20 protein-coding genes are annotated in these 22855 nt (G+C 56.4%); 5 read left to right on the top strand and 15 right to left on the bottom strand.

Annotated elements, in window-relative coordinates:
* Positions 1-16: 16 nt before the first annotated feature.
* The 14 genes from LC093_RS08120 to rpmH form a co-directional block, all read right to left on the bottom strand.
* The gene (locus tag LC093_RS08120) at positions 17-553 is read right to left on the bottom strand and encodes a F0F1 ATP synthase subunit delta (protein ID WP_226664015.1); all 537 of its coding nucleotides are present in this window, start codon (positions 551-553) and stop codon (positions 17-19) included.
* Between the two features lie 11 nt (positions 554-564).
* Positions 565-1035 (bottom strand): F0F1 ATP synthase subunit B, encoded by a 471-nt coding sequence (locus LC093_RS08115; protein ID WP_226664014.1) that lies wholly within the window; start codon positions 1033-1035, stop codon positions 565-567.
* A 54-nt stretch (positions 1036-1089) separates the two neighbouring features.
* A complete protein-coding gene (atpE, locus tag LC093_RS08110) occupies positions 1090-1338 on the bottom strand; it encodes a F0F1 ATP synthase subunit C (protein ID WP_010131056.1) in 249 nt (82 codons plus the stop codon).
* A 102-nt stretch (positions 1339-1440) separates the two neighbouring features.
* Positions 1441-2382: a F0F1 ATP synthase subunit A gene (atpB, locus tag LC093_RS08105; protein WP_226664013.1), complete on the bottom strand. Its 942-nt coding sequence runs from the start codon at positions 2380-2382 to the stop codon at positions 1441-1443.
* Between the two features lie 52 nt (positions 2383-2434).
* Entirely contained in the window at positions 2435-2932 is a 498-nt protein-coding gene (locus LC093_RS08100) for an ATP synthase subunit I (RefSeq protein WP_226664011.1), read from the bottom strand.
* Positions 2933-3074: 142 nt separating this feature from the next.
* Complete coding sequence (locus tag LC093_RS08095; protein WP_226664009.1) at positions 3075-3983, bottom strand: ParB/RepB/Spo0J family partition protein; 909 nt, start codon at positions 3981-3983, stop codon at positions 3075-3077.
* A 20-nt stretch (positions 3984-4003) separates the two neighbouring features.
* Positions 4004-4810 (bottom strand): ParA family protein, encoded by an 807-nt coding sequence (locus LC093_RS08090; RefSeq protein WP_226664007.1) that lies wholly within the window; start codon positions 4808-4810, stop codon positions 4004-4006.
* Positions 4811-5005: 195 nt separating this feature from the next.
* The gene (gene rsmG, locus LC093_RS08085) at positions 5006-5650 is read right to left on the bottom strand and encodes a 16S rRNA (guanine(527)-N(7))-methyltransferase RsmG (RefSeq protein ID WP_226664006.1); all 645 of its coding nucleotides are present in this window, start codon (positions 5648-5650) and stop codon (positions 5006-5008) included.
* A 238-nt stretch (positions 5651-5888) separates the two neighbouring features.
* A complete protein-coding gene (mnmG, locus tag LC093_RS08080) occupies positions 5889-7778 on the bottom strand; it encodes a tRNA uridine-5-carboxymethylaminomethyl(34) synthesis enzyme MnmG (protein WP_226664005.1) in 1890 nt (629 codons plus the stop codon).
* Between the two features lie 762 nt (positions 7779-8540).
* Entirely contained in the window at positions 8541-9914 is a 1374-nt protein-coding gene (mnmE, locus tag LC093_RS08075) for a tRNA uridine-5-carboxymethylaminomethyl(34) synthesis GTPase MnmE (protein ID WP_226664004.1), read from the bottom strand.
* Between the two features lie 106 nt (positions 9915-10020).
* Entirely contained in the window at positions 10021-11787 is a 1767-nt protein-coding gene (gene yidC / locus LC093_RS08070) for a membrane protein insertase YidC (RefSeq protein WP_319004913.1), read from the bottom strand.
* Positions 11741-11986: a membrane protein insertion efficiency factor YidD gene (gene yidD / locus LC093_RS08065; protein ID WP_226664002.1), complete on the bottom strand. Its 246-nt coding sequence runs from the start codon at positions 11984-11986 to the stop codon at positions 11741-11743. The genes yidC and yidD overlap by 47 nt, the downstream gene beginning before the upstream one ends.
* Entirely contained in the window at positions 11983-12486 is a 504-nt protein-coding gene (gene rnpA / locus LC093_RS08060; RefSeq protein WP_319004912.1) for a ribonuclease P protein component, read from the bottom strand. Before rnpA ends, yidD begins: the two co-directional genes overlap by 4 nt.
* Positions 12487-12527: 41 nt before the next feature.
* A complete protein-coding gene (rpmH, locus tag LC093_RS08055) occupies positions 12528-12662 on the bottom strand; it encodes a 50S ribosomal protein L34 (RefSeq protein WP_105102590.1) in 135 nt (44 codons plus the stop codon).
* A gap of 597 nt (positions 12663-13259) precedes the next feature.
* Between rpmH and dnaA the strand changes: the two genes are divergently transcribed.
* From dnaA to gyrB, 4 genes are all read left to right on the top strand, one after another.
* Positions 13260-14894 (top strand): chromosomal replication initiator protein DnaA, encoded by a 1635-nt coding sequence (gene dnaA / locus LC093_RS08050; protein WP_226664001.1) that lies wholly within the window; start codon positions 13260-13262, stop codon positions 14892-14894.
* 109 nt (positions 14895-15003) lie between these two features.
* Positions 15004-16113, top strand: a complete 1110-nt coding sequence (gene dnaN, locus LC093_RS08045) for a DNA polymerase III subunit beta (RefSeq protein ID WP_226663999.1) — start codon at positions 15004-15006, stop codon at positions 16111-16113.
* Positions 16114-16229: 116 nt separating this feature from the next.
* Positions 16230-17330: a DNA replication/repair protein RecF gene (gene recF, locus LC093_RS08040; protein WP_226663997.1), complete on the top strand. Its 1101-nt coding sequence runs from the start codon at positions 16230-16232 to the stop codon at positions 17328-17330.
* A 47-nt stretch (positions 17331-17377) separates the two neighbouring features.
* Entirely contained in the window at positions 17378-19798 is a 2421-nt protein-coding gene (gene gyrB, locus LC093_RS08035) for a DNA topoisomerase (ATP-hydrolyzing) subunit B (protein WP_226663995.1), read from the top strand.
* 155 nt (positions 19799-19953) lie between these two features.
* Here gyrB and LC093_RS08030 read toward each other — a convergent pair whose 3' ends face one another.
* A complete protein-coding gene (locus tag LC093_RS08030) occupies positions 19954-20430 on the bottom strand; it encodes a GNAT family N-acetyltransferase (RefSeq protein WP_226663993.1) in 477 nt (158 codons plus the stop codon).
* A gap of 184 nt (positions 20431-20614) precedes the next feature.
* Between LC093_RS08030 and LC093_RS08025 the strand changes: the two genes are divergently transcribed.
* A complete protein-coding gene (locus LC093_RS08025; RefSeq protein ID WP_226663991.1) occupies positions 20615-22777 on the top strand; it encodes a TonB-dependent receptor family protein in 2163 nt (720 codons plus the stop codon).
* The last annotated feature ends 78 nt before the right edge of the window (positions 22778-22855 follow it).

The following is a 22855-nucleotide window of genomic DNA, read 5'->3' as shown; positions in this document are numbered from 1 at the left end:
CCGCCGGGAAGGTAATTTAGGAGTTCATCGCCTCGGCGAGTTTCGCCAGTCGGCCACGCACGGTACCGTCGATCACCGTGTCGCCAGCGCGAATAATCGCGCCGCCCAGCAGGCTTTCATCTACCGCGCTGTGCAGGTGCACCTCGCGGGAGAACTTCTTGCTGAGTGACTGGGTGAGGCGCTGGGACTGTTCTTCGCTGAGCGGGCGGGCAGAGAGAACTTCCACTTCGAGAGTGGCTTCTGCCTGGGCCTTCAATTCTTCGAACAGCTTGGAAATTTCCAGCAGCAGCGGCAGACGGTGGTTTTCCGCCAGCAGCTTGATGAAATTCTGTTTGGGCGCATCAAAGTCATCGCCACAAACAGACAGGAATCTTTCCGCGCGCACTTCACTGGTCAGCTGCGGGTTATCCAGCAGCTCGCCAACTTTTTCGTTCTGGCTGACGGCCGCTGCGGTTGCCAACGCAACGCTCCAACCGGAAAGGTCGGAGCTTTGTTGTGCGTGGGCAAATGCCGCTTTCGCGTAGGGCCGGGCCAGTGTGCTGAGTTCCGCCATGGGTTCCTCGCTTACAGCTCGGCTGCCAGTTTCTCAATCAGATCATCGTGCGCTTTGGCATCGATGTTGACCGAAAGGATTTTCTCGGCGCCAGCAACAGACAGGGCAGCTACGCGCGAACGAAGTTGTTCTTTCGCACGGTTTACTTCCTGTTCGATTTCCGCCTGTGCGGCAGCTTTCAGGCGATCGCCTTCACTGCGCGCAGCCTCTTTTGCTTCATCAACGATCTGGTTAGCACGCTTGTTGGCGCCATCGATGATTTCCGCAGCTTGGGCTTTGGCTTCTTTCAGTTGCTCGGCCGCTTTGCGCTGAGCCAGTTCAAGATCTTTCTCCGCGCGCTCGGCTTCTTGCAGACCGGTAGCAATCTTTTGCTCACGTTCCTGCATTACACCCAGCAGGGCCGGCCAGACAAACTTCCAGCAGAACCATACGAAGGCGAGAAAGGTGATCGACTGGCCGATCAGAGTCAGGTTGATATTCACACCGACACCTCTTGCTCTTTCAAAAGTGGATTAAAGGGCAATTGGAAGATGGAATTAACCAGCCAGACCAGGAGCAACCGCGAAAATCAGGTACATAGCGATACCAACGCCGATCATCGGCACGGCGTCGAGCAGACCAGCCATCAGGAACATTTTGCCCTGCAGAGCCGGAGCCTGTTCAGGCTGACGTGCAGAACCTTCCAGCAGTTTGCCACCCAGGGTGCCGAAACCGATAGCAGTACCCAGTGCGCCCAGACCGATCAGCAGTGCAGCAGCTACGTAAACCAGACCTAATGCTTCCATTGTTTTCTCCAAAATAAAGTTGAGAGTTGTTGAAGTTGAAAGTGAATGAAAAAAGTTAAATAACGAACGAAACCTGTTTTTCCGTGAGACGCGGGCACGACCTTACTGGTCGTGCGCGTGCTCCTCTTCCCGGTCGTGCGCCATGGCCATGTACACAGTAGTCAGAACCATGAACACGAACGCCTGCAGGGTAATTACCAGGATGTGGAAAATGGCCCAGCCCATCTGCAGGAGGCCGGCACCGATAAAGCCCAGAACGCCAACACCAAACACGATGGCGATCAGGATAAAGATCATTTCACCGGCATAGAGGTTACCGAACAGACGCAGGCCGAGAGATACAGGCTTGGCAATCAGGGAAACCGCTTCCAGCAGGAAATTGAACGGAATCAGGAAAATATCGATGTACCACTTACCGGAGTGGAATGGGTGCAGGGTCAACTCCTTGACGAAGCCGAGGGCACCTTTTTCCTTAATGCTGAAGAAAATCATCAGCACGAATACCGCCAGCGCCATACCCAGGGTGGCGTTCAGGTCGGTCGTCGGTACAACTTTGAAGAACACGTGATGCGGATCGGCACCGGTGATGGCGGAGGTGCCGTGGGCGAAAGCCAGCGGCAGCCAGTCAACCGGAATAAGGTCCATCAGGTTCATCAGGAACACCCACATGAAGATGGTCAGCGCCATCGGCGCAACCATGCTGTTGCGGTGCGGGAAGGTGTCTTTAACAGTCTTGTCGATAAAGTCGACCACGACTTCGACAAAACTCTGGAAACCGGTGGGAACACCAGCGGTCGCTTTCTTTGCTGCACGGGCAAACAGCAGGCAGAAAATCAGACCCAGACCAATGGACCAGCCAAGCGTGTCCAGGTGGACAGCCCAGAAGCCCATGTCGGCCGCTTCCTGAGAGCTGTGCGCAATCGTCCAGGTGGATTCAGACAGTACGCTTCCATCGGCACGGGTGTACCCGGCAGGAAGCTTACCGTAAGCGAGATTTTGCAGGTGGTGCTGGATATACCCCGTCGCGGTTTGTTCGGCAGCCATAGTTCCTCAACACGTTCTAAGATAAAAAACTTTTTCGGGCCGCCTGCACTTACTACTTCGCGTGCAGGCGCGCCACAAGAATCCATTGCAAAATCACGCACAAGCTGTAGCTGATGAACAGCACCGCTGCATTCAGCGGTCTCACGGCGGCGAACACTGTCGCAAAGCCCGCGAGGGTCAGCACAAACTTGCCGGTTTCGGCACGGTAGAAACTCATTACCGTGCGCTGGCTTGCGCGCGCGCCGCGGAGCTTTCCGCGTTGATCCGGGGTAAACCGCCCCGAACCCATCATCTCAAAGGCACGCAGGCCAAAATACAGATTGGGCAGCAGGCATAGCAGGCCGCCGAGCAGGGCGGAGAGCGCAACTACCCGACCTTGTGTCAGTTCGAGCGTAAGCGCAGCCAGCAAAATAACTGCCAGCTGAATCAGCGAAATCTTTACTACCGGGGGATTACGCATAGGCGGGGCTTGACCGGCCAGATTTTGATCTCCGCCCAAAATTTGGGCGTGCGAATTATGTAGGAAGCAGCGTGCCGATTCAACTGGCAAATCCCGTCAGATGGGCTGTCGTTCGTGCTCTTTTCCCACACAAACCATAAAAAGTTGGCGCCCACTCACCACGGAAGGGGGCGCCATTTTGGTGCATCAATTCGGGGCGGGGCGGCACAGGACCGCAGCGCGCGGGTTACCGCTAGTCCTCGCTGTAGCCCAGGTGCGCAAGGATGCCGTCGAGTTCATCGAGACTGGTGTACTTGAGCACCAGCTTGCCAGCGCCTTTTTCACCATGGTCAATGCTGACCGGCACGCCAATTTTTTCCGCCAGTCGCTCGGTCAGGCGACGGATATTGGGGTCAACTTCCGGTTTTTTCGCGGCGGGCTTGCCCGCCTGCTCCTGTATACGGCGTACCAGCGCTTCGGTCTGGCGTACCGTCAGGCCACGATCGACCACCTGGCGAGCCGCTTCGCGCTGGCTGTCGCCCGCAAGGCCCAGCAGGGCCTTGGCGTGCCCGAGTTCCAGGTCTCCGCGCTCAAGGAAAGTCCGCACTTCGTCAGTCAGGCTGAGCAGGCGCAGGAGATTGGTTACCGCAGTACGTGATTTGCCGACTGCTTCGGCGACCTGCTGCTGGGTCAGTTCGAACTCGTCCTGCAGGCGCTTCAGTGCAACCGCTTCCTCAACGGGATTTAGGTCTTCACGCTGGATATTCTCGATCAACGCCATGGCAATGGCGGCTTCATCCGCAACTTCGCGTATCAGCGCAGGTACTTTATCGAGACCAGCGAGCTGTGCCGCACGCCAGCGGCGCTCGCCGGCAATGATCTCGTATTTGTGCTCACCCACCGGGCGCACAACGATGGGCTGCATGATGCCCTGGGCGCGAATGGAGTCAGCCAGTTCCTGCAAAGACTCCTGCGGAAAATCACGACGGGGCTGATAACGGCCGCGTTGCAGGAACTCGATCGGCAGATCGCGCAGCTCACCATCGACACGCTCGACGATATCGCCATTGCGCTCACCGGAGGCGACTGCGATGGCTTCACTGGCGTTGTTGCTGATCAGGTGGGAAAGTCCTTTCCCGAGGCCTTTGCGTTTCGCGGCCATAGTGTTGTTACCTCAAATACTCAAACCGCTTCCGCAATCGGGCGGGATGCACAGGTTTTCTGGTTGGCAGCGTGTCGACGGGTGATCTCGCCAGCCAGTGCCAGGTAGGCAATAGCGCCCTTGGAATTGCGATCGTATTCCAGTGCCGGCTTGCCAAAGCTGGGGGCTTCAGCCAGGCGCACGTTGCGCGGAATACAGGTGCGATAGAGGCGCTCGCCAAAATATTCGTTCAGCTGGTCAGAGACATCGCTGGTAAGGCTGTTGCGAGGGTCATACATGGTTCGCAGGATGCCTTCGATCTTGAGCGCGGGATTTGCGGCCTGTTGGATCTGGGTGATGGTGTCGACCAATGCCGACAGACCTTCCAGGGCGTAGTATTCGCACTGCATCGGAATGATGACGCCGCCAGCAGCACACAGCGCATTCACCGTCAGCATGTTCAGGGATGGCGGGCAGTCGATGATGATGTAGTCGTATTCTTCGCTGAGTTGCGCCAGTGCGTCGCGCAGGCGGGACTCGCGGCCATCCATCTCAAGCAACTCCACCTCAGCAGCGGACAGATCGCCATTCGCCGGCATCAAATCAAAGCCACTGTTGGTTTTGACGATGGCTTTGCGCGGCGGCAGCAGGCTGGCGAGCACGTCGTAGCTCGACAACTGGAGGTCGCTTTTGTCGACGCCACTACCCATGGTCGCATTGCCCTGGGGATCCAGGTCAATCAGCAGCACCCGACGCTTGTTGGCGACAAGGGATGCCGCAAGGTTCACACAGGTGGTGGTCTTACCCACGCCGCCTTTCTGGTTGGCTACCGCGAAGATCTTGCTCAAGGTTTTGGTCCTGTTGTTCCCGGTGGCGGGCACTCCGGCCACCTTCCGGGCTCGCCGCTAGGCCGGATTCACCGGAAGACGCGGCAGCAAAAAGCGCATCCGCGAACATCTGCCCGGTGCGCTGCGATCAAATTTCGTTCAATGTCTTTGCGCCCCAGGGCGCTGGCAGGTACCTGGGCACCCGCGTTCCCGGGTTTAATGTCCGCGGGTAAGGACAATCAAATGGCGCTCAGCATCGCAACCCGGTACCGACAGGGTATGCACCTGCTCGACCATAATCCCTTTTGGCAACGCACTCAACTCATCTTCCGGCAGCTTGCCCTTCATCGCATAAAACCGGCCGCCTTCTGCCAGCAGGTGTTCACTCCCTGTGACCATGTCCTGCAGTGAGGCAAAGGCCCGCGATACCACGCCGGCATAGGGCTGGACTGGCTGGTACGCCTCCACCCGCTCATTCACAACGTTGATATTGTCGAGCTTAAGCTGGCTGGCAACCTGAAACTGGAAGCGGGACTTTTTTCCGTTGCTGTCCAGCAGGCTGATCGGGCGCTGCGGATGTACGATAGCCAGCGGAATGCCGGGCAGCCCGCCGCCGGAGCCTACGTCGATGAGTGGCGACTGGTCGTCGACACTGGTTCCACACAGGTTGACCACACTCAGGCTGTCGATGATATGGCGCTCCAGCATTTCGGCAGGATCGCGTACAGCGGACAGGTTGTACGCGGTATTCCAGCGCGCAAACAGGTCCAGGTACGCGAGCAGCTGGTCCTGCTGTTTCTCACTCAGTATCAACTCAAGTTGTTCGGCGGCCTGCTGCAGGCGGGGGCGGAAGTGTTCCATTGGATCTGCTTTCGTTGCTCCCCCGGCGGAGACCTAAATTTGCGTCAGTGGCGGCCCGGCTACCGGGGACTGTTTGCGAGACACGCCGTAAACCCGTCCCCGGGGCTCTTCTGCGAGGCCCCTCTCGCAGAAGGTCTCGCAAACAGTCCCCGGCACCTGGGCCTTCAATTTAAATTTCAGTGGTACTCAGTCGAACGACCTGCACGAATGCAGATGCGAAGGCGCGGGTACCCAAGAGTCAAACCGCCTTTTTGCGAGTTAATAACCCGCGCTTCTTCAGCTGAATCAGCAGCAGGGAGACCGCTGCTGGGGTCACACCGGGTATGCGACCAGCGCGAGCCAGGGTGTCCGGCCGCGCATCTGACAGCTTCTGAATCACCTCATTGGAAAGTCCGGAAACCGCCGCGTAATCAAAATCAATGGGAAGGGGCGTATCTTCATACGCCTGCAGGCGCTCGATCTCATCGCGCTGGCGGTCGATATAACCCGCGTATTTGGCGGAAATCTCCACCTGCTCAGCCACCCATTCGTCACCGACCGCTTCGCCCTTGAGGCTGGCCACGTCTGCGTATTCCAGCTCGGGACGCTTCAGAAGATCTATCAGACTGTATTCGCGGGACAGTGCCTGTGGCAGCTTCTGCTCGACGATGTTTGCGGCATCCGTGCCCGGCTGAATCCAGGTTTCTTTAAGACGCTGCTGTTCGCGCTCGATGGACTCGCGCTTTTCACAGAAGGCCTGCCAGCGCTGATCGTCGACCAGGCCCAGCTCACGGCCCTTTTCGGTCAAGCGCAGGTCGGCGTTGTCCTCCCGAAGAAGCAGGCGGTATTCCGCGCGACTGGTAAACATGCGGTAGGGCTCTTTGGTGCCGCTGGTGATCAGGTCATCGACCAGCACGCCCAGGTAGGCCTCGTCGCGGCGGGGTGCCCAGGATTCTTTGTCCTGGGCCTGCAGCGCGGCATTTGCACCGGCCAGCAAACCCTGTGCGGCGGCTTCTTCGTAACCGGTGGTACCGTTGATCTGGCCGGCAAAGAACAGGCCAGCGATGTATTTGGTTTCCAGCGAAGGCAGCAAATCCCGTGGATCAAAGAAATCGTACTCGATCGCGTAGCCCGGACGAGTGATATGCGCGTTTTCAAAGCCCTTGATCGAACGCACCAGGTTCATCTGCACATCGAACGGCAGGCTGGTCGAGATACCGTTGGGGTAGAGCTCGTTGGTGGTCAGGCCTTCAGGCTCGATGAACACCTGGTGGCTGTTCTTGTCCGCGAAACGATGCACCTTGTCTTCGATGGACGGGCAATAGCGTGGGCCAATGCCCTCAATCACGCCAGAGTACATGGGCGAACGGTCAAGGCCGCCGCGAATGATGTCGTGGGTGTTTTCGTTGGTATGGGTTATCCAGCAGCACACCTGACGGGGGTGCTGCTCGCGGTTGCCCAGGTAAGACATCACCGGCAACGGTTGATCGCCCCATTGCTCCTCAAGCCCTGAGAACGCTACTGAGCGTGCATCGATACGGGGCGGGGTGCCGGTTTTCAGTCGCTCGACGCGGAATGGCAGTGCGCGGAGGCGCTCAGCCAGTGCGATGGACGGCGGATCTCCCGCGCGGCCGCCAGAGTGGTTTTCAAGCCCGATATGGATGCGCCCGCCGAGGAAGGTACCTGCGGTGATTACCACGGTTTTGGCGCGAAAGCGCAGCCCAGCATTGGTGACGACGCCGGTTACACGGTGGTTTTCGACTATCAGGTCGTCGGCCGCCTGCTGGAAGATGTCCAGATTCGGCTGGTTTTCCAGAATATTGCGGATAGCCGCTTTGTACAGGGCCCGGTCCGCCTGGGCGCGGGTGGCGCGGACGGCGGGGCCTTTGCGGGCATTCAGCACGCGAAACTGGATGCCGCCCAGATCGGTCGCGGTAGCCATAGCGCCACCCAGGGCGTCAACTTCTTTCACCAGGTGGCTTTTGCCGATCCCGCCAATCGCAGGATTACAGGACATCTGTCCGAGGGTTTCGATGTTGTGGGTCAGCAGTAGCGTGCGTGCGCCCATGCGGGCAGACGCCAGGCATGCCTCGGTACCGGCGTGTCCGCCGCCGATGACAATCACATCGTATTGAGAGGGGTAATCCATAGCTACTCTTGCTGAATATGTGGTCTATCTTGTTAGGACCAGCGGCTGCTCGGGTGATGCCTGCATGAGGCAGTAAAAATCGGCCGCACATTATAGGCACCTTGAGCTGTGCAAAAAAGCGGCACAGTGAAATTTCGTTGTTCTCAGTTCTTTTCTATCAATAAATAAAGTTATACATACCTTACGTATAAGACGTTGTTTGTATTTATAGTAATTATTAGTGGTACCCATTTTTATGTATAAGGGTATTTTTTACTTATAAATCAATAAGTTAGGTTAATGATAAGCACCGTGGGAACCCCTGCTCGATAGGGGGAGTAACCGGGGTACAGCCCTGTGGATGAACGGTATAACTTTGACCGCTTTTTGACCCATCGGTATTTATCCCCTTTTTCCTCTCAGTTATCCACGGCACTTTTCCCGCTAGTTCTCCACAGTTGAATAATCACCCCATGGTCCAGAGTACTTTTGTGAATAACTCTGTGGATTAGTGGGATAAAACACTGTGATTGCCCAGTGGATTGATGGTCCATCTGGATAACTCTGTGAGTTTATGTGGGCAACTCCTGTTAGTTAGGCGGGGAGACCATGTAGATGGTTCGGTACAACTTTGTAAAGCAGGGCTGGGTCAGGCGGAATATTGGTGAAGTTTTGCCGGTTCGTAAGGTGAAAATTGTGTGTTGGCGGGGGGATTCGCGGTGGGTTTTGGCCCTGCCTGGTGAAGGCAGGGCCTGTGGGAGCTCGGATATCTGGGGGAGGGGCTTACTTTCCGATGCAGAAGCTGCCGAAGATTTTGCCCAGGAGTTCGTCAGCGGTCATCGCGCCGGTAATTTCTCCCAGGGCGAGTTGTGCATGGCGGAGGTCTTCTGCGAGGAGCTCGCCGGCTCCGCTACTGGTCAATTGGGCCTGCCCTTCGATGATGAAGGCGCGGGCGCGCGATAGCGCGTCGAGATGGCGGCGGCGAGCACTGAAAGTGCCTTCATTGCCTGTTTGGTAGCCCATACACTGTTTCAGATGTTGCTGCAGTGCTTCGAGGCCGGCGCCTGTTTTGGCACTGATGGCGACAATCGGTACGCCGTCGCTGTGGGCCTGCAGTCCCGGGCTGTATTCGGTGAGGTCGATTTTGTTGGCGACCAGGGTGAGTTTTTCGGGATCGGGCAGCTGGCGCGTGAAGTCCGGCCAGGCGGCATCCGGGTCGAGGCTGTGCAGTTCGCCGGCATCCACGACCAGTAGGACCCGGTCTGCGCCGTGGATTTCGTCCCACGCCCTTTGCATACCAATTTGCTCAACCTGATCCGGCGATTCCCGCAGGCCTGCGGTATCGGCGATATGCAATGGCATGCCGTCGATATGGATATGTTCGCGCAGTACATCGCGGGTTGTGCCGGCAATATCGGTAACGATTGCGGTGTCTTTGCCGGCCAGGGCATTGAGCAGACTGGACTTGCCGGCATTGGGTTTCCCGGCAATTGCGACCCGCATGCCCTCGCGCATGATGGTTCCCTGGCGGGCCTGGGCCTCGACGATATCCAACTGGGCCAATAGGGCCTGGATATCCGCTGCAACTTTGCCATCGGCGAGAAAATCGATTTCTTCTTCCGGAAAATCGATCGACGCTTCGACGTAGATCCTTAAATGGGTGAGTTGAGTGGCTAACTCTTCGATTTTTTCGGAAAAAGCACCCTGGAGAGAGCGCAGGGCGTTCTGGGCAGCCTGGGTACTACCGGCGTCAATCAGGTCGGCGATGGCCTCTGCCTGGGTGAGATCGAGCTTGTCGTTGAGAAATGCGCGCTCGGAAAACTCCCCCGGTCTCGCCTGGCGCGCGCCAAGGTTGATCAGCGCAGACAGCAGGGTGTCGAGGATTACCGGGCCGCCATGTCCCTGAAGTTCAACCACGTCTTCACCGGTAAATGAGTTCGGACCGGGGAAGAAAATTGCCAGGCCCTGATCGAGTAACTGCTCGTTGTGGGTGAAGTTGCAGTAGTGGGCAAAGCGTGGCTGAAAGGGCCGGCTACAGAGCTGCTCGCCGATCTCGCGCGCCTTGGAACCCGACAGGCGAATGACGCCGATACCGCCACGACCAGGCGGTGTGGCGACAGCGGCGATAGTGTCTTTGCTGAGACTTTGCTGGGTCATCTTCTCAGTTTATCCAAAAGTCAGATAGAAGAAGGGCCGCTTGGTGCGGCCCTTATTGCATTGGTATCACCTGAGGCAAACCCGCTGTTGGCGGGATGCCGTTTGCTTATTTACCCGCTGCTTCGACCTGTTTGTTGATGAACCAGGTCTGGGCGATGGAGATCAGGTTGTTGGCAATCCAGTACAGTACCAGGCCGGCCGGGAACCACAGGAAGAAAAACGTCATCATGACTGGCATCAGCTGCATGATACGCGCCTGGGTTGGATCGGTGGGCTGGGGATTCAGTTTCTGCATGAACCACATGGTGATACCCATCACTACCGGCAGAATGAAATACGGGTCTTTCACGGACAGGTCGTGAATCCAGCCGATCCACGGAGCGTGGCGCAGTTCCACGGTTTCCATCAGCATCCAGTACAGACCGATGAATACCGGCATCTGTAGCAGGATGGGCAAGCAGCCGCCTACCGGGTTGATCTTCTCCCGGCGGTAGAGCTTCATGGTTTCTTCAGCAAGCTTCTGGCGGTTGTCCTTGTACTGTTCCTGCAGCTTTTTCATCTGCGGAGCGAATTTGCGCATGCGGGCCATGGAACGCAGGCCAGTTGCGGACAGCGGGTAGAGCAATGCCTTGATAAAGACCGTGAGCAGGATAATGGACCAGCCCCAGTTGCCGATGATGTGCTCGTGGATCCAGTTCAGTACCCGGAACATGGGTTTGGCGAGCCACCACAACCAACCGTAGTCGACGGTCAGGTCGAGGTAGGGGGAAATCTCTTCCAGGCGGTATACGTCTTTGGGGCCGGCATAGAAGCTGGCCTCTACCGTGCCCTGTTGACCCGGTTCGATACGTAATTGCGGGCTGGTAAAGCCCATGCTGTAAAGGCCGTTGCCGGCGGGCTCCAGGGTGAAGGTGTTGCTCAGGTCCTGCGCCGGAATCCATGCACTCAGGAAGTAGTGCTGAACCATGGCTACCCAGCCGCCCTCGACGGTTTCCTTGGTGGGCTTGCTGGTGATGTCCTCAAAGTCCTGTTTGAAATAATTTTCTTCGTTGGTATGCAGCGCGGCGCCCAGGAAGGGGGACATGCCGATACCCACATCGACCGGCGGCTCGAGGCTGTCGCGGATAATTTCACCGCACATGCTGGCGAGTAGAGGCTTGCTGCGACCGTTATCTACCAGGTAGGAGACCTTTACCAGATAGTCGCCACGGGTGAAGGTGAAGCGCTTGGTGAAGGTGATGTCATTCTGGCTCTGCTTTAGGTCAACGGTGAGCGTGTCTTTGCCCTCCTGCAGGGCGTACTCAGTGGCATCGCTGTTGAACAGCGGGCGACCTGCGGTGCAGCTACCGTTGCCGCCAACGAGACCGCTGCGGGAGACATAGGTGTGACTGCGCGTCTGATTCAGCAGGATCAACGGACGATCCGGTGTGTTCAGCTCTTCATAGAATTTGCGCAGTGCGACTTTGACGATGTCGCCGCCTTTGGGGTCGATCAGCAAACTGAGGGTGTCGGTTTCTACCGAGATCAGCTGCGCCTGAGTGGTGCTGCCGACTTCGGGGATGGCACTGCCGCTGCTGGCCTGTGCGGTGTTGCCGCCACCTTCCGGGAGGTGCTCTGCACCGGAGGCGCTCGGAGTACTACCGGGCAGCGTGTCAGCCTGGCTCTGATTGTGGTGTACCACTGTTTTCTGATCGATGGCCGGGGCATGCTCTTCTTTGAAAGCATTCCACTGATATACCAGAGCCAGAAGGACAGCGGCGATGCCGCCGACCAGCGTATAGCGTTGCCAATCCATTATTTTGAAAGCCTTGTCGCTGGGGCGGGCATTAATCAGCCGCCCGGGTGTCAGTTTTTTCGTGGGCGGGAGGGACATGGTCCAGTCCGCCGGGATGCCAAGGATGGCATTTTATAAGGCGGCGCAGGGTTAAATAACCCCCTTTCCAGAATCCGTGAGTATTAAATGCCGTTTCGGCGTAGTGAGAGCAGGTCGGGTAGAAACGGCACTGGTTGCCGACCCATGGACTGGCAACCAGCCGGTACAAATGAATCAGCTTGATCGCCAGCCAGCTCACTGGGGGTCTCCGTGCCCGGGGGATGATTTGGCTTCGGGGGCGGAGTCTGATGTGTGCTTGCGTTTGCTGCCGGGCTTGTTCCGCTTGTCAGAACCCTTGCGCGGTCCCGCACGCTTGTTTTGCGGTTGTGGGTTTCGCGCCCGCTGATCAAGTTTCCGCCACAATTTTTGCAACACTTTAGCCAGCTCGGCTTTATCCAGCTCTCCGGCTCCGGGGCGCGCCAGGACTACGGCATCCAACGGAAACAGTTGCTGTTGTTGCAGGCGAAAAGTTTCGCGCGCGATGCGCTTTATGCGGTTGCGATTACATGCGTGACGGACATGTTTTTTGGCGATAACCAGACCCATGCGAGGGTGGTCAAGACCATTGGGGCGGGCGAGGATCAGAAATTGCGGATGTGCCGCTCGGACAGGTGCATCGTCGAACACGACGCGATAGTGCGAAGCAGTGAGCAGCCGCAGCGGCTTGCCGAAAGCGAAGTCGCTGCGCGAATGCTGCATGCTTTAGTCGGGTGTCTTAAGTTGCTCGCTAGGCGGCAGACTTAGGCACACAGAACCTTACGGCCTTTGGCGCGACGACGGGCAAGTACCTTACGACCGTTTTTGGTGGCCATACGGGCACGGAAACCATGGGTGCGCTTACGCTTGAGGTTGCTGGGCTGGAATGTACGTTTCATTGTGTTACTACCTGGAGTTGTGTCCTGGAATTTTGCGTATCTATACCGCCTGCGGCAATCGGCCTTCCCGGGTTTTTCCTTCCTTTATAGGACGCAAGGTGGCGTCTTCAAAAGGTGGCGCACACCTGGGAACGGCGGGTTATGCGCTGCGAAGGCGGCGGATTGTATAGAAAGGCAGCAGTTAAAGCAACGGAATTTGACGGCGCTTATCGGGAAATTTCTCTCTTGTTTCTCCTGCTTCCTTTATATGGGGTGAGATCTTGCGGTAAGGCGTTGAAGCCGGGGGAGTGGCGTCTAGCGAGGTTGGAGCGATGCAAGGCCTTGTATTTGCTGGGGTATTGGAAGACGTGCACCGTTTGACCCCAAGATATCCCCAGCTTACTGTGGATAACTTTGGGTGCAGTGCTCGCTCAGGGTGCATAAACATTGTTCAAGTGGCTGAAAAGGCAAGGTTTTTTATCGGTAAAGTTTTCCCCAGTCTGCATTTAACTGTGGATAACCACGTGCGTGCTCTGTATACTGCGCACCTCTTTTGAGGCAATTTCCGGCCAGGCTGCCGGTGCTTTTCCGCCTCATTTCAAGTTTTTGGGGGGTTCCTTGTCTGATTCCGTTTGGAAGCAGTGTTCGGCCTGTTTTCAGGACGAGCTGCCGCCGCAGCAATTCAGTACCTGGATTCGGCCTTTGCGTGTCAGTGATGATTGTGCAGCCGGCGAGCTGCGTCTTGTCGCGCCTAACCGTTTTATCCTGAACTGGGTGAGCGACAAGTATCTGGATCGTATCCGTGAACTCGCCATGCAGTTTAACGGCGGGCATGCGCTGCACGTTGAGGTGGTGGCTATGGATCGCCGTGCCTCTCGTTTTCGTCGCAATCTCTCGTCCGATACCCATTCCCCTGTGGAAGCATCGTCCGCGCGCCCTCAAAATGGCGGCGGCAGTTTTGGTATGGCGCGGACTCCGGCCAATACGCCACCTCCGGCCCCTGCTCGTTTTGGCGGGGCGTCTCCTTCGGCTGGGCTATTCGGGTCTGGCGACGGCCTGCTGGATAATGCAGTCGCAGAAGAGGCGGGTGCTGATTCGCTGACGGCGGCTGAGCGCCTGCCTGCGGATTTACATGGCAGTCACGGCAGTGTTGAGCGTTCGGTTCCGGCTGCGCCTGTTCCCCCCGTGCCGTCTGCGCCGCGTAAAGTGGAAGTCGAGGGGGCGATCAAGCATGGCAGCGCACTCAACAATGGGTTCACTTTTGCGTCTTTCGTTGAGGGTAAATCCAACCAGCTGGGGCTCGCCGCGGCGCAACAGATTGCGGACAACCCGGGTGGCGCGTACAACCCGCTATTCATTTACGGCGGTGTCGGTCTCGGTAAGACGCACTTGATGCATGCGGTCGGTAACGCGCTGGTGCAGCGCAATCCCAATGCAAAAGTGGTGTATCTGCACTCCGAGCGCTTTGTGGCGGATATGGTCAAAGCCCTGCAGCTGAATGCCATCAGTGACTTCAAGCGCTACTATCGCTCAGTCGATGCGCTGTTGATTGACGATATTCAGTTCTTTGCGGGTAAAGAGCGCTCTCAGGAAGAGTTCTTTCATACCTTCAATGCACTGCTGGAAGGCGGGCAGCAGATTATTCTGACCTGCGATCGTTACCCCAAGGAGATCGACGGTCTTGAGGAGCGCCTCAAGTCTCGTTTTGGTTGGGGCCTGACGGTGGCTGTTGAGCCGCCGGAACTGGAAACACGCGTAGCGATTCTGATGAAGAAGGCGGAGCAGGTTGGGGTAGACCTGCCGCACGACTCTGCATTCTTTATCGCCCAGCGCATTCGGTCCAATGTGCGAGAGCTTGAGGGCGCCCTGCGTCGCGTGATCGCTAATGCACAGTTCACCGGGCGTCCCATTGACGATATTCTGGTGCGTGAAGCCCTTAAAGACTTGCTGGCACTACAGGATCGGCTGGTCAGTATTGATAATATTCAGCGTGTTGTTGCTGAGTATTACAAAATTAAGGTCGCAGATTTGCTCTCCAAGCGTCGCAGTCGTTCGGTTGCCCGTCCGCGCCAGGTGGCCATGTCACTCGCCAAAGAGCTGACCAACCACAGCTTGCCGGAAATTGGCGATGCATTTGGTGGTCGGGACCATACGACCGTGTTGCACGCTTGTCGCAAAATTCGCGAGTTGCAGGAGTCGGATGGTGATATCCGAGAAGATGTTCGTTTGCTGACGCGCTCTCTGACGACGTGATGGCGAACGAACAATAAGAATCTTTTAAATTACAAGAATGCCCGGCATGGCGGTTTGCACGTGATGTGCCGCGGTAACAACAGCAAAATGACTGGATCAAGGCAAGAATATGAAATTTAGCGTTAGCCGTGATGCCCTGTTAAAGCCGCTGCAATTGGTGGCTGGCGTTGTCGAGAAGCGTCAAACCCTGCCGGTGCTGGCAAACGTTCTAGTGCAGCTACAGGGGCAGGAGCTCGCTCTGACCGGTACGGACCTCGAGGTGGAAATTGTTGGTCGTCTGACCCTCGAAGCGCCGGTGGAAATGGAAGGGGAGGTTACCGTGCCTGCCCGTAAATTGCTGGATATCTGCCGCTCACTGCCTGATGGCGCCGCCCTCAAGTTTGAGCGCGATGGTGATCGACTGGTGCTGCGTAGTGGTCGTAGTCGCTTTCAGCTTTCTACCTTGCCGGCCAGTGATTTTCCGAACCAGGAAGAGACCAGCGCGCAAAGCCGCTTCAGTATTTCCCAGCGCGAAATTCGCCGCTTGATTGAAGCCACCAGCTTCGCCATGGCCCAGCAGGACGTACGCTATTATCTGAACGGACTGCTGTTGGAGTGCCGTCCGCAGCAGCTGCGTGCGGTAGCCACTGATGGCCACCGTCTGGCGCTGTGTGATCGCGATGCGCCCGGGTTGAATGTGGAAGCACCGGTGCAGGCGATCGTGCCCCGGAAGGGCGTTCTGGAGCTCGCACGTTTGCTTGAGGATACGGACAATAGCGCGGATATCGTCCTGGGCAACAATCACATTCGTGTACACAGTGGGCAGTACACTTTTACGTCCAAACTCGTAGACGGGAAATTCCCTGATTACGAGCGTGTTCTGCCTAGGGCTTCCGGTAAAGAGGTGTTTGCGGATCGCCTGTCTCTGCGCCAGGCTTTCCAGCGGGCTGCGATTCTTTCCAATGAGAAATATCGAGGTGTACGCCTGCAACTTTCCCAGGGGTTGCTGCAGATTGTGGCGAACAACCCGGAGCAGGAAGAAGCGGAAGAAGAGCTGATGGTGGACTACCACGGCGAGCAGCTGGAAATCGGCTTTAATGTCGGGTATCTACTCGATGTGACCGCAGCGATCCACAGTGATCAGATTCGTATTGGTTTGGGTGATTCCAACAGCAGTGCGCTGTTGCAGCAGCCTGAAAATGGCGATGCGCTCTACGTGATTATGCCGATGCGGCTGTAATAGTAGATAGCCGCTCAGTACTTTGGTTTGTATTGTTGAAGCCGCGAATTCTCAGGGATTCGCGGCTTTTTCGTAGTGAACCTGCTTTTTTTTCCCAACAGCCCGGAGTAGTTGATTTGTCACTTAGACGCCTCGCGGTCTCCCGTTTTCGGAATATTGCGTCCGCAGATATAGAGTTTGGCGCCGGGGTGAACCTTTTTGTTGGGGTTAACGGAAGCGGTAAGACTTCCGTGCTTGAGGCGATCCATATGCTGGGTACCGGGCGTTCGTTTCGATCTCGACAGAGTCAGTCGGTCATTCAATATGATGAGAGCGCGCTGGCTGTATTTGGAAAGCTTGCCGGGGGCGCAAGTTTGGGAATTGAAAAGTTACGGGACGGGAAGGGGCGAATTCGGATCAATCAAAATCCCGCTGAAGCGAGCTCGCAACTGGCGGCGCTCCTTCCTCTTCAGGTAATTAATAGCGAAAGCTTTGCTGCTCTGGACGGCGGACCCGCGGTAAGGAGGCAGTTGCTCGACTGGACTGTGTTCCACGTGGAACATTTGTTTGCGGTGCATTGGAAAGCCTATCAAATTGCACTTCGCCAGCGGAATGCATTGCTTCGACGTGGTAAAATCGACATCAATTTGCTCGCTCCCTGGGAACAGCAACTGATACAGACTGCCGCGCTTGTAGACACCTTGAGGCAGCGAGTATTTGAAGATTTAAAACGTCACTTTTTCGTGCGCGTTGAGTCGTTACCCAGGGATGTATTCGGAGCATTGGAGCTTAAGTATCGCAGTGGCTGGAAGAAGGGGATTTCCTTCGAAGAAGCATTGGCGGAGTCCAGAGAGTCGGATCTCGCGCAGGGGTTCAGCCGCGTTGGACCCCACCGGGCAGATTTAAGGTTTAGCGTAAATGGTCAATCCGCCGATGCGGTGCTATCACGAGGCCAGCAAAAGATGCTGGTATGTGCACTGCGCACGGCTATGGCTGATGTTATCGGTGTGAGGTGTCGGCCGGTGTTCCTGGTGGATGATCTTCCGTCCGAACTGGATGAAGCCAATCAGCGGCTGTTTGCGCATTGGGTAAGCGAGTGTGCTGAACAGGTTTTTGTGACGGGGATTGACGCGGCCGCCACAGCTGAACCCTGGTTAAAGTTGGCGGCCCCTTGGAATACACCCACTATGTTCCACGTGGAACATGGGCAGATAGATCCGATTGAACAAAATTTTTAGGTTTGAAATCGCCTGGCCCTGAAGGCTGGCATTGATGGAGCAACAGCATGTCGCAAGAGAATAACTACGATTCCAGTAGCATCAAGGTGCTGAAAGGCCTGGATGCAGTGCGCAAGCGCCCTGGAATGTATATTGGCGATACCGACGATGGCACGGGCCTGCACCATATGGTGTTCGAGGTGGTAGATAACTCCATCGATGAGGCACTCGCAGGTCACTGCGACGAAATTCGTGTGACTATTCACCCAGATGAATCTGTGTCTGTGTCGGACAACGGCCGTGGAATCCCGACCGAAATTCATGAGGAAGAGGGTGTATCTGCCGCTGAGGTCATTATGACCGTACTGCATGCCGGCGGTAAGTTTGATGACAACACCTATAAAGTCTCCGGCGGCCTGCATGGTGTCGGCGTTTCTGTAGTGAATGCCTTATCAGCGGAGCTGAAACTGGTCATTCGCCGCGGTGGTAAGGTTCACGAGCAGATATACCATCACGGTGTTCCCCAGGCTCCGCTCGCCGTCGTGGGGGATACGGACAGTTCAGGTACCACCGTCCATTTCAAACCATCCGCTGACACCTTCAGCAACATCGAATTTCACTACGAGCAGCTGGCCAAACGCTTGCGGGAGCTTTCCTTCCTGAACTCAGGCGTGCGCATCGTGCTGAAAGATGAGCGCAGCGGTAAGGAAGAAGTTTACGAGTATGAAGGCGGCCTGCGAGCCTTCGTTGAGTTCCTGAACAATGCCAAGAACCCGATCAACAAGGTTCTGCACTTCCAGAATCAGCGTGAAGACGGTATTGCTGTGGAGGTCGCCCTGCAGTGGAATGATTCCTTCCAGGAAAACATTTTCTGTTACACCAACAATATTCCCCAGCGAGATGGTGGTACCCACCTGGCAGGTTTCCGTGCGGCGCTGACCCGTGGCCTGAATAACTACATCGAAAAAGAAGGTGTCGGTAAAAAAGACAAGATCAGCACCACTGGTGACGATGCGCGTGAAGGTCTTACAGCGATTATTTCCGTTAAGGTTCCCGACCCGAAATTCTCTTCCCAGACCAAAGACAAGCTGGTTTCGTCGGAAGTGAAATCCGCTGTTGAACAGGAAATGGCCCAGTCTTTCAATGACTACCTGCTGGAAAACCCACAGGAAGCCAAGGCGGTTGTCGGCAAGATGATCGATGCCGCAAGAGCCCGTGAAGCGGCCCGTAAAGCCCGTGAAATGACCCGCCGTAAAGGCGCCCTGGATATCGCCGGTCTACCTGGGAAACTGGCCGACTGCCAGCAGAAAGACCCGGCGTTGTCAGAACTGTACCTGGTGGAGGGTGACTCTGCGGGTGGCTCAGCCAAACAGGGCCGAGATCGCCGCACGCAGGCTATCCTGCCCCTGAAAGGTAAGATCCTGAACGTGGAAAAAGCACGTTTCGACAAAATGCTGTCCAGCGCTGAAGTCGGCACTCTGATCACCGCGTTGGGTTGCGGTATCGGCAAGAGCGAATTCAACCCCGATAAGCTTCGTTATCACTCCATCATTATCATGACGGACGCCGACGTGGACGGCGCGCACATCCGTACACTGCTGCTTACGTTCTTCTTCCGTCAAATGCCGGAACTGATTGAGCGTGGTCATATCTTTATCGCGCAGCCACCGCTGTACAAAGTCGGTAAGGGCAAGCAGGAACAGTACCTGAAAGATGAGGCCGCACTCACCCAATTCCTCACTAACGCGGCACTGGATAGCGCGACGCTGTTTGTGAACTCGGATGCCCCTGGGCTCTCTGGAACGGCCCTGGAATCGCTGGTTAAGGAGTACCGTTCGGTAATGGGTACCATCGACCGTTTGTCGCGCCTGTACCCGCAGGAGGTTCTGCAAAGCATGGTCTATCTGCCCAGCCTGCAGGCCGATCAACTGAAAGACCAGGCAGGGATGGAAGCCTGGTGCTTGCAACTTGCTGAGCGCCTGGAAGGGGAGAGTGCTGGAGGTGGCCGTCGCTACCTGGTTAGCGTTGCCCATGACAGTGAGCGGGATCTGTATTTGCCACATGTGAACGTCGTTGCCCACGGGGTTGCCAGCGACTACCAGATCAGCCACGAATTTTTTGACTCTGCAGAGTATCGTGCAATCTGCGGCCTGGGTGAAAAACTCAGCGGTTTGTTGGAAGAGGGTGCCTTTATCCAACGTGGAGAGAAGCAGCAGCCGGTCAATAACTTCCCGGAAGCTCTGACCTGGTTGATGGGGGAAAGTCGCCGCGGCTACAACATCCAGCGCTATAAAGGTCTGGGTGAAATGAACCCGGAACAGCTCTGGGAAACCACGATGAATCCGGAGAGCCGCCGCATGCTGCAGGTAACCGTAGAGGACGCCATTGCTGCCGACCAGATCTTCACCACGCTGATGGGCGATCAGGTAGAGCCGCGCCGTGAATTCATCGAGAGCAATGCGCTGGCCGTGGAAAACCTCGACGTCTGAGCACCGGCCAAAGGGTTATCCTTCCCTGAACAAGCCCCGCACGAACCGGCACTACAGGCCGGCTTCCGCGGGGCTTTTTTGTTGGCCACAGTCATCCTAGCAGCGAGCGGTATACCATCCGATCTCAGCAACGAACCTTTCGCGACCTGGACTAACTACGCCACTCGACAGCTCATCACCAGCTCCTCCTGGTTGGCCGCTACGGAGAAGCGCCGCGAGGTTTCCACGAAACCGTGCTGCTGCAAAAAGTAGCGCCCCCCTAGATTTTCCTCCAGCACCGAGGCCTCAAGCTTCAGCTTGCCAAATTTCGCTTGGGTGATCAGTGCACTACCAATACCACGGCGCTGGGCCGCCGGCGATACGAAAATGGTGTGGATCAAACCTTCATTAGTAACGGTTACCAAGCCTTCCGCCCGGCTAGACCCTGGTAGCGTATATACCCAATGGGTCACCGCTTTTTGCCGTGCCACTCTCCCGAGCGCCGGGATTTGTACACCCAACAACTGCCGTTTCAGCGTCTGACGCTCCTTGCGCCAGAAACCCAGGGGCAGGCTGGGGTGGCTGGTACAGGCCAAATGAAACCAGAGTTGAAGCAGTCTCTTTACATCAGATTCCTGAAGCGGTCTTAACATGCACTCTCCGTTTGGGCCGAAGATGTAACGCCAAATCCTAATCTCGCAATCCCACACTGCCAAACGAGTTATCAGCGACGGCGCGAAAATCCCCGCCTATATCGTGACACCTTTGTTATAAAAAAATATAATCGTTCTCATTAATAATTACGATGATGATAGAAAACATAAGGACTTTGCTGCCATGCGCCGTTTTATCCTGAACCCCCTGGCTTTTGCTCTCAGTGCCACACTGGCTTCAGCTGCCACCGTCGCCGCTGAACAGGAGGTAATAGAAACCGTTTCCGTACTGGGAAATACAGAACAGCTAAAAACGCTCCCAGGCTCCGCCCATCGCGTCACTCCAGAGGATCTGGAGGCGTTCGAATTTGTGGATATCAATCGCATGCTGAGGGCTGTTCCCGGCGTCTATTTGCGGGAGGAGGATGGCTATGGCCTGCGTCCGAACATTGGCATCCGCGGCGCTGATGGGGGACGTTCCGGCAAAATCTCACTGATGGAAGACGGTGTGCTTGTGGCCCCCGCGCCATACTCTGGACCGGAAGCTTATTATTTCCCGACCGCTGGCCGCCTGGAACAGATCGAAGTGCTGAAGGGCCCGACTACGCTGAAGTACGGCCCATTTACTGTGGGCGGTGCGGTAAACATGCTTACCACCCGGATTCCGGATGGCACCGCTGGACATGTACAGCTGGAAGCTGGTCAATATGGCGAAAATCGCCTGCACACCTATTACGGCAGCGGGACCGAAACAACCGGTTGGCTGGTTGAGACCCATCAACAGCGCGCCGATGGTTTTCGCGAGATTGACGGGGCCGGTAGTGCGGATATCAGCAAAGAGGATTACCTGGTCAAGGGGCGCCTGAAATCTGCGGCTGAGGCAACCTATGGGCAACAGCTGGATATCAAGCTCCAGTACTCTGAGGAAGCGTCCGGCATGAGCTATCTGGGTCTTACCGATGCAGACTTTGCGGCCGATCCAAACCGCCGTTATGGCATCAGTGGACTGGATGAAATGCAAAACCGCCACAGCACTGTGCAGCTCAATCACACTATCGCGCTGTCGAATAACTTCAGCATTAGCACCCAAGCCTATTACAACAAGTTCAAGCGGGACTGGTTCAAAGTCAGCCTGGGTGGCTTGATCGATGATGCCAACAACGGCGATAGCTTCGCCCAGTCCGTCCTCGATGGAGACGCGGATTACGACTTCGGCATCAAGCACAATGACCGCAATTACACCGCTCGCGGCGTGCAAGTGAATGCTCACTTACTTGTGGAAGCTGGTGACGTGGAGCACAAACTCGAAGTCGGTGTGCGCCGCCACTGGGATGAAGTGGATCGTTTCCAACCCACCGAAAACTATCGCCAGGTAAATGCCTCGCTGGTATTCGAGGAGGTTGCCGAGCCGAGTTCGAGTAATAACCGGGTTGAGGACGCCACGGCCAACTCCCTGTTTGTCTATGACCAGATACAGCTGACCGAAAAACTGGGGTTGACTGCGGTACTTCGCTACGAGGATGTGGAAACCGCCCAGCAACGGTATGACGATCTGGCGCGCAACGAGAAGGGCAGCAGTAAAGCCAATCAGTTAGATGAATGGCTGCCTGGCCTGGGTCTGGTATATGACGCCAATGAGCAATGGGCGCTGCTGGCCGGTGTCCATCGCGGCTTTGCTCCTCCGGGTGCCGGGGCCGATGACGGCACTGGAGCCGAGTTATCCACCAACTACGAGTGGGGTGCGCGCTTCTCCTCCGGCGATATGCATGGGGAAATCATCGCGTTCTATAGCGACTACGAAAACACGATCCAGAATTGCTCAATCGCGGTTCCATGCCCAAACGGCGAGGATACCGGTAGCTTTCAGTTGGGTGAGTCTGAAATACGGGGGCTGGAAGCATCACTGGGAACCCAGTGGCAGTTGACCGGCGGCTGGATCGTACCACTGACCGCCACTTATACCTGGACCGAAGCCGAGATTACCCGCAACAGTGATGCGGGCGATCTTTTGGCCGGCGACAATTTTGCCTATCTGCCGGAAAACGTATTTGCGGTCACCACGGGTATTGATAGCGGCGCGGCCTGGCGACTCAACCTGACTGCGGCCTATCAGGATGAGATGTGTGTAAATAACAGCTGTAATCGCGGTGACACCGATGGCTTCGATTACACCGAATCGCTCTGGGTTGTGGATGCGGCTGCGCACTACGACTTCAGCCAAGATATGACTGGCTATCTGAAAGTGGACAATTTGCTGGACGACCAGGCAATCATCAACCGCGCTCCCGACGGTGCTCGCGCAAACCGTCCCCGCACCGCTGCGCTCGGGGTCAGGTTCACCTTCTGAAGAGCCCCAAATCCTGAACAAAAAAACCCCGGTCGAACCGGGGTTTTTTTTGTGCGCCTGAACAGGCTCGTTGCAAAC

It is taken from the genome of Microbulbifer aggregans (assembly GCF_020524005.1).
GTDB classification, from domain to species: Bacteria; Pseudomonadota; Gammaproteobacteria; order Pseudomonadales; family Cellvibrionaceae; genus Microbulbifer; species Microbulbifer aggregans_A.
This window is presented reverse-complemented; position numbering and strand designations above follow the sequence as displayed.

Coding starts and splice junctions, on each gene's coding strand:
- dnaN (WP_226663999.1), top strand. CDS start 15,004: ATGAAATTTAGCGTTAGCCGTGATGCCCTGTTAAAGCCGCTGCAATTG.
- yidC (WP_319004913.1), bottom strand. CDS start 11,787: ATGTCCCTCCCGCCCACGAAAAAACTGACACCCGGGCGGCTGATTAAT.
- gyrB (WP_226663995.1), top strand. CDS start 17,378: ATGTCGCAAGAGAATAACTACGATTCCAGTAGCATCAAGGTGCTGAAA.
- mnmE (WP_226664004.1), bottom strand. CDS start 9,914: ATGACCCAGCAAAGTCTCAGCAAAGACACTATCGCCGCTGTCGCCACA.
- LC093_RS08030 (WP_226663993.1), bottom strand. CDS start 20,430: ATGTTAAGACCGCTTCAGGAATCTGATGTAAAGAGACTGCTTCAACTC.
- LC093_RS08095 (WP_226664009.1), bottom strand. CDS start 3,983: ATGGCCGCGAAACGCAAAGGCCTCGGGAAAGGACTTTCCCACCTGATC.
- rsmG (WP_226664006.1), bottom strand. CDS start 5,650: ATGGAACACTTCCGCCCCCGCCTGCAGCAGGCCGCCGAACAACTTGAG.
- LC093_RS08120 (WP_226664015.1), bottom strand. CDS start 553: ATGGCGGAACTCAGCACACTGGCCCGGCCCTACGCGAAAGCGGCATTT.
- rnpA (WP_319004912.1), bottom strand. CDS start 12,486: ATGCAGCATTCGCGCAGCGACTTCGCTTTCGGCAAGCCGCTGCGGCTG.
- mnmG (WP_226664005.1), bottom strand. CDS start 7,778: ATGGATTACCCCTCTCAATACGATGTGATTGTCATCGGCGGCGGACAC.
- rpmH (WP_105102590.1), bottom strand. CDS start 12,662: ATGAAACGTACATTCCAGCCCAGCAACCTCAAGCGTAAGCGCACCCAT.
- atpE (WP_010131056.1), bottom strand. CDS start 1,338: ATGGAAGCATTAGGTCTGGTTTACGTAGCTGCTGCACTGCTGATCGGT.
- LC093_RS08025 (WP_226663991.1), top strand. CDS start 20,615: ATGCGCCGTTTTATCCTGAACCCCCTGGCTTTTGCTCTCAGTGCCACA.
- atpB (WP_226664013.1), bottom strand. CDS start 2,382: ATGGCTGCCGAACAAACCGCGACGGGGTATATCCAGCACCACCTGCAA.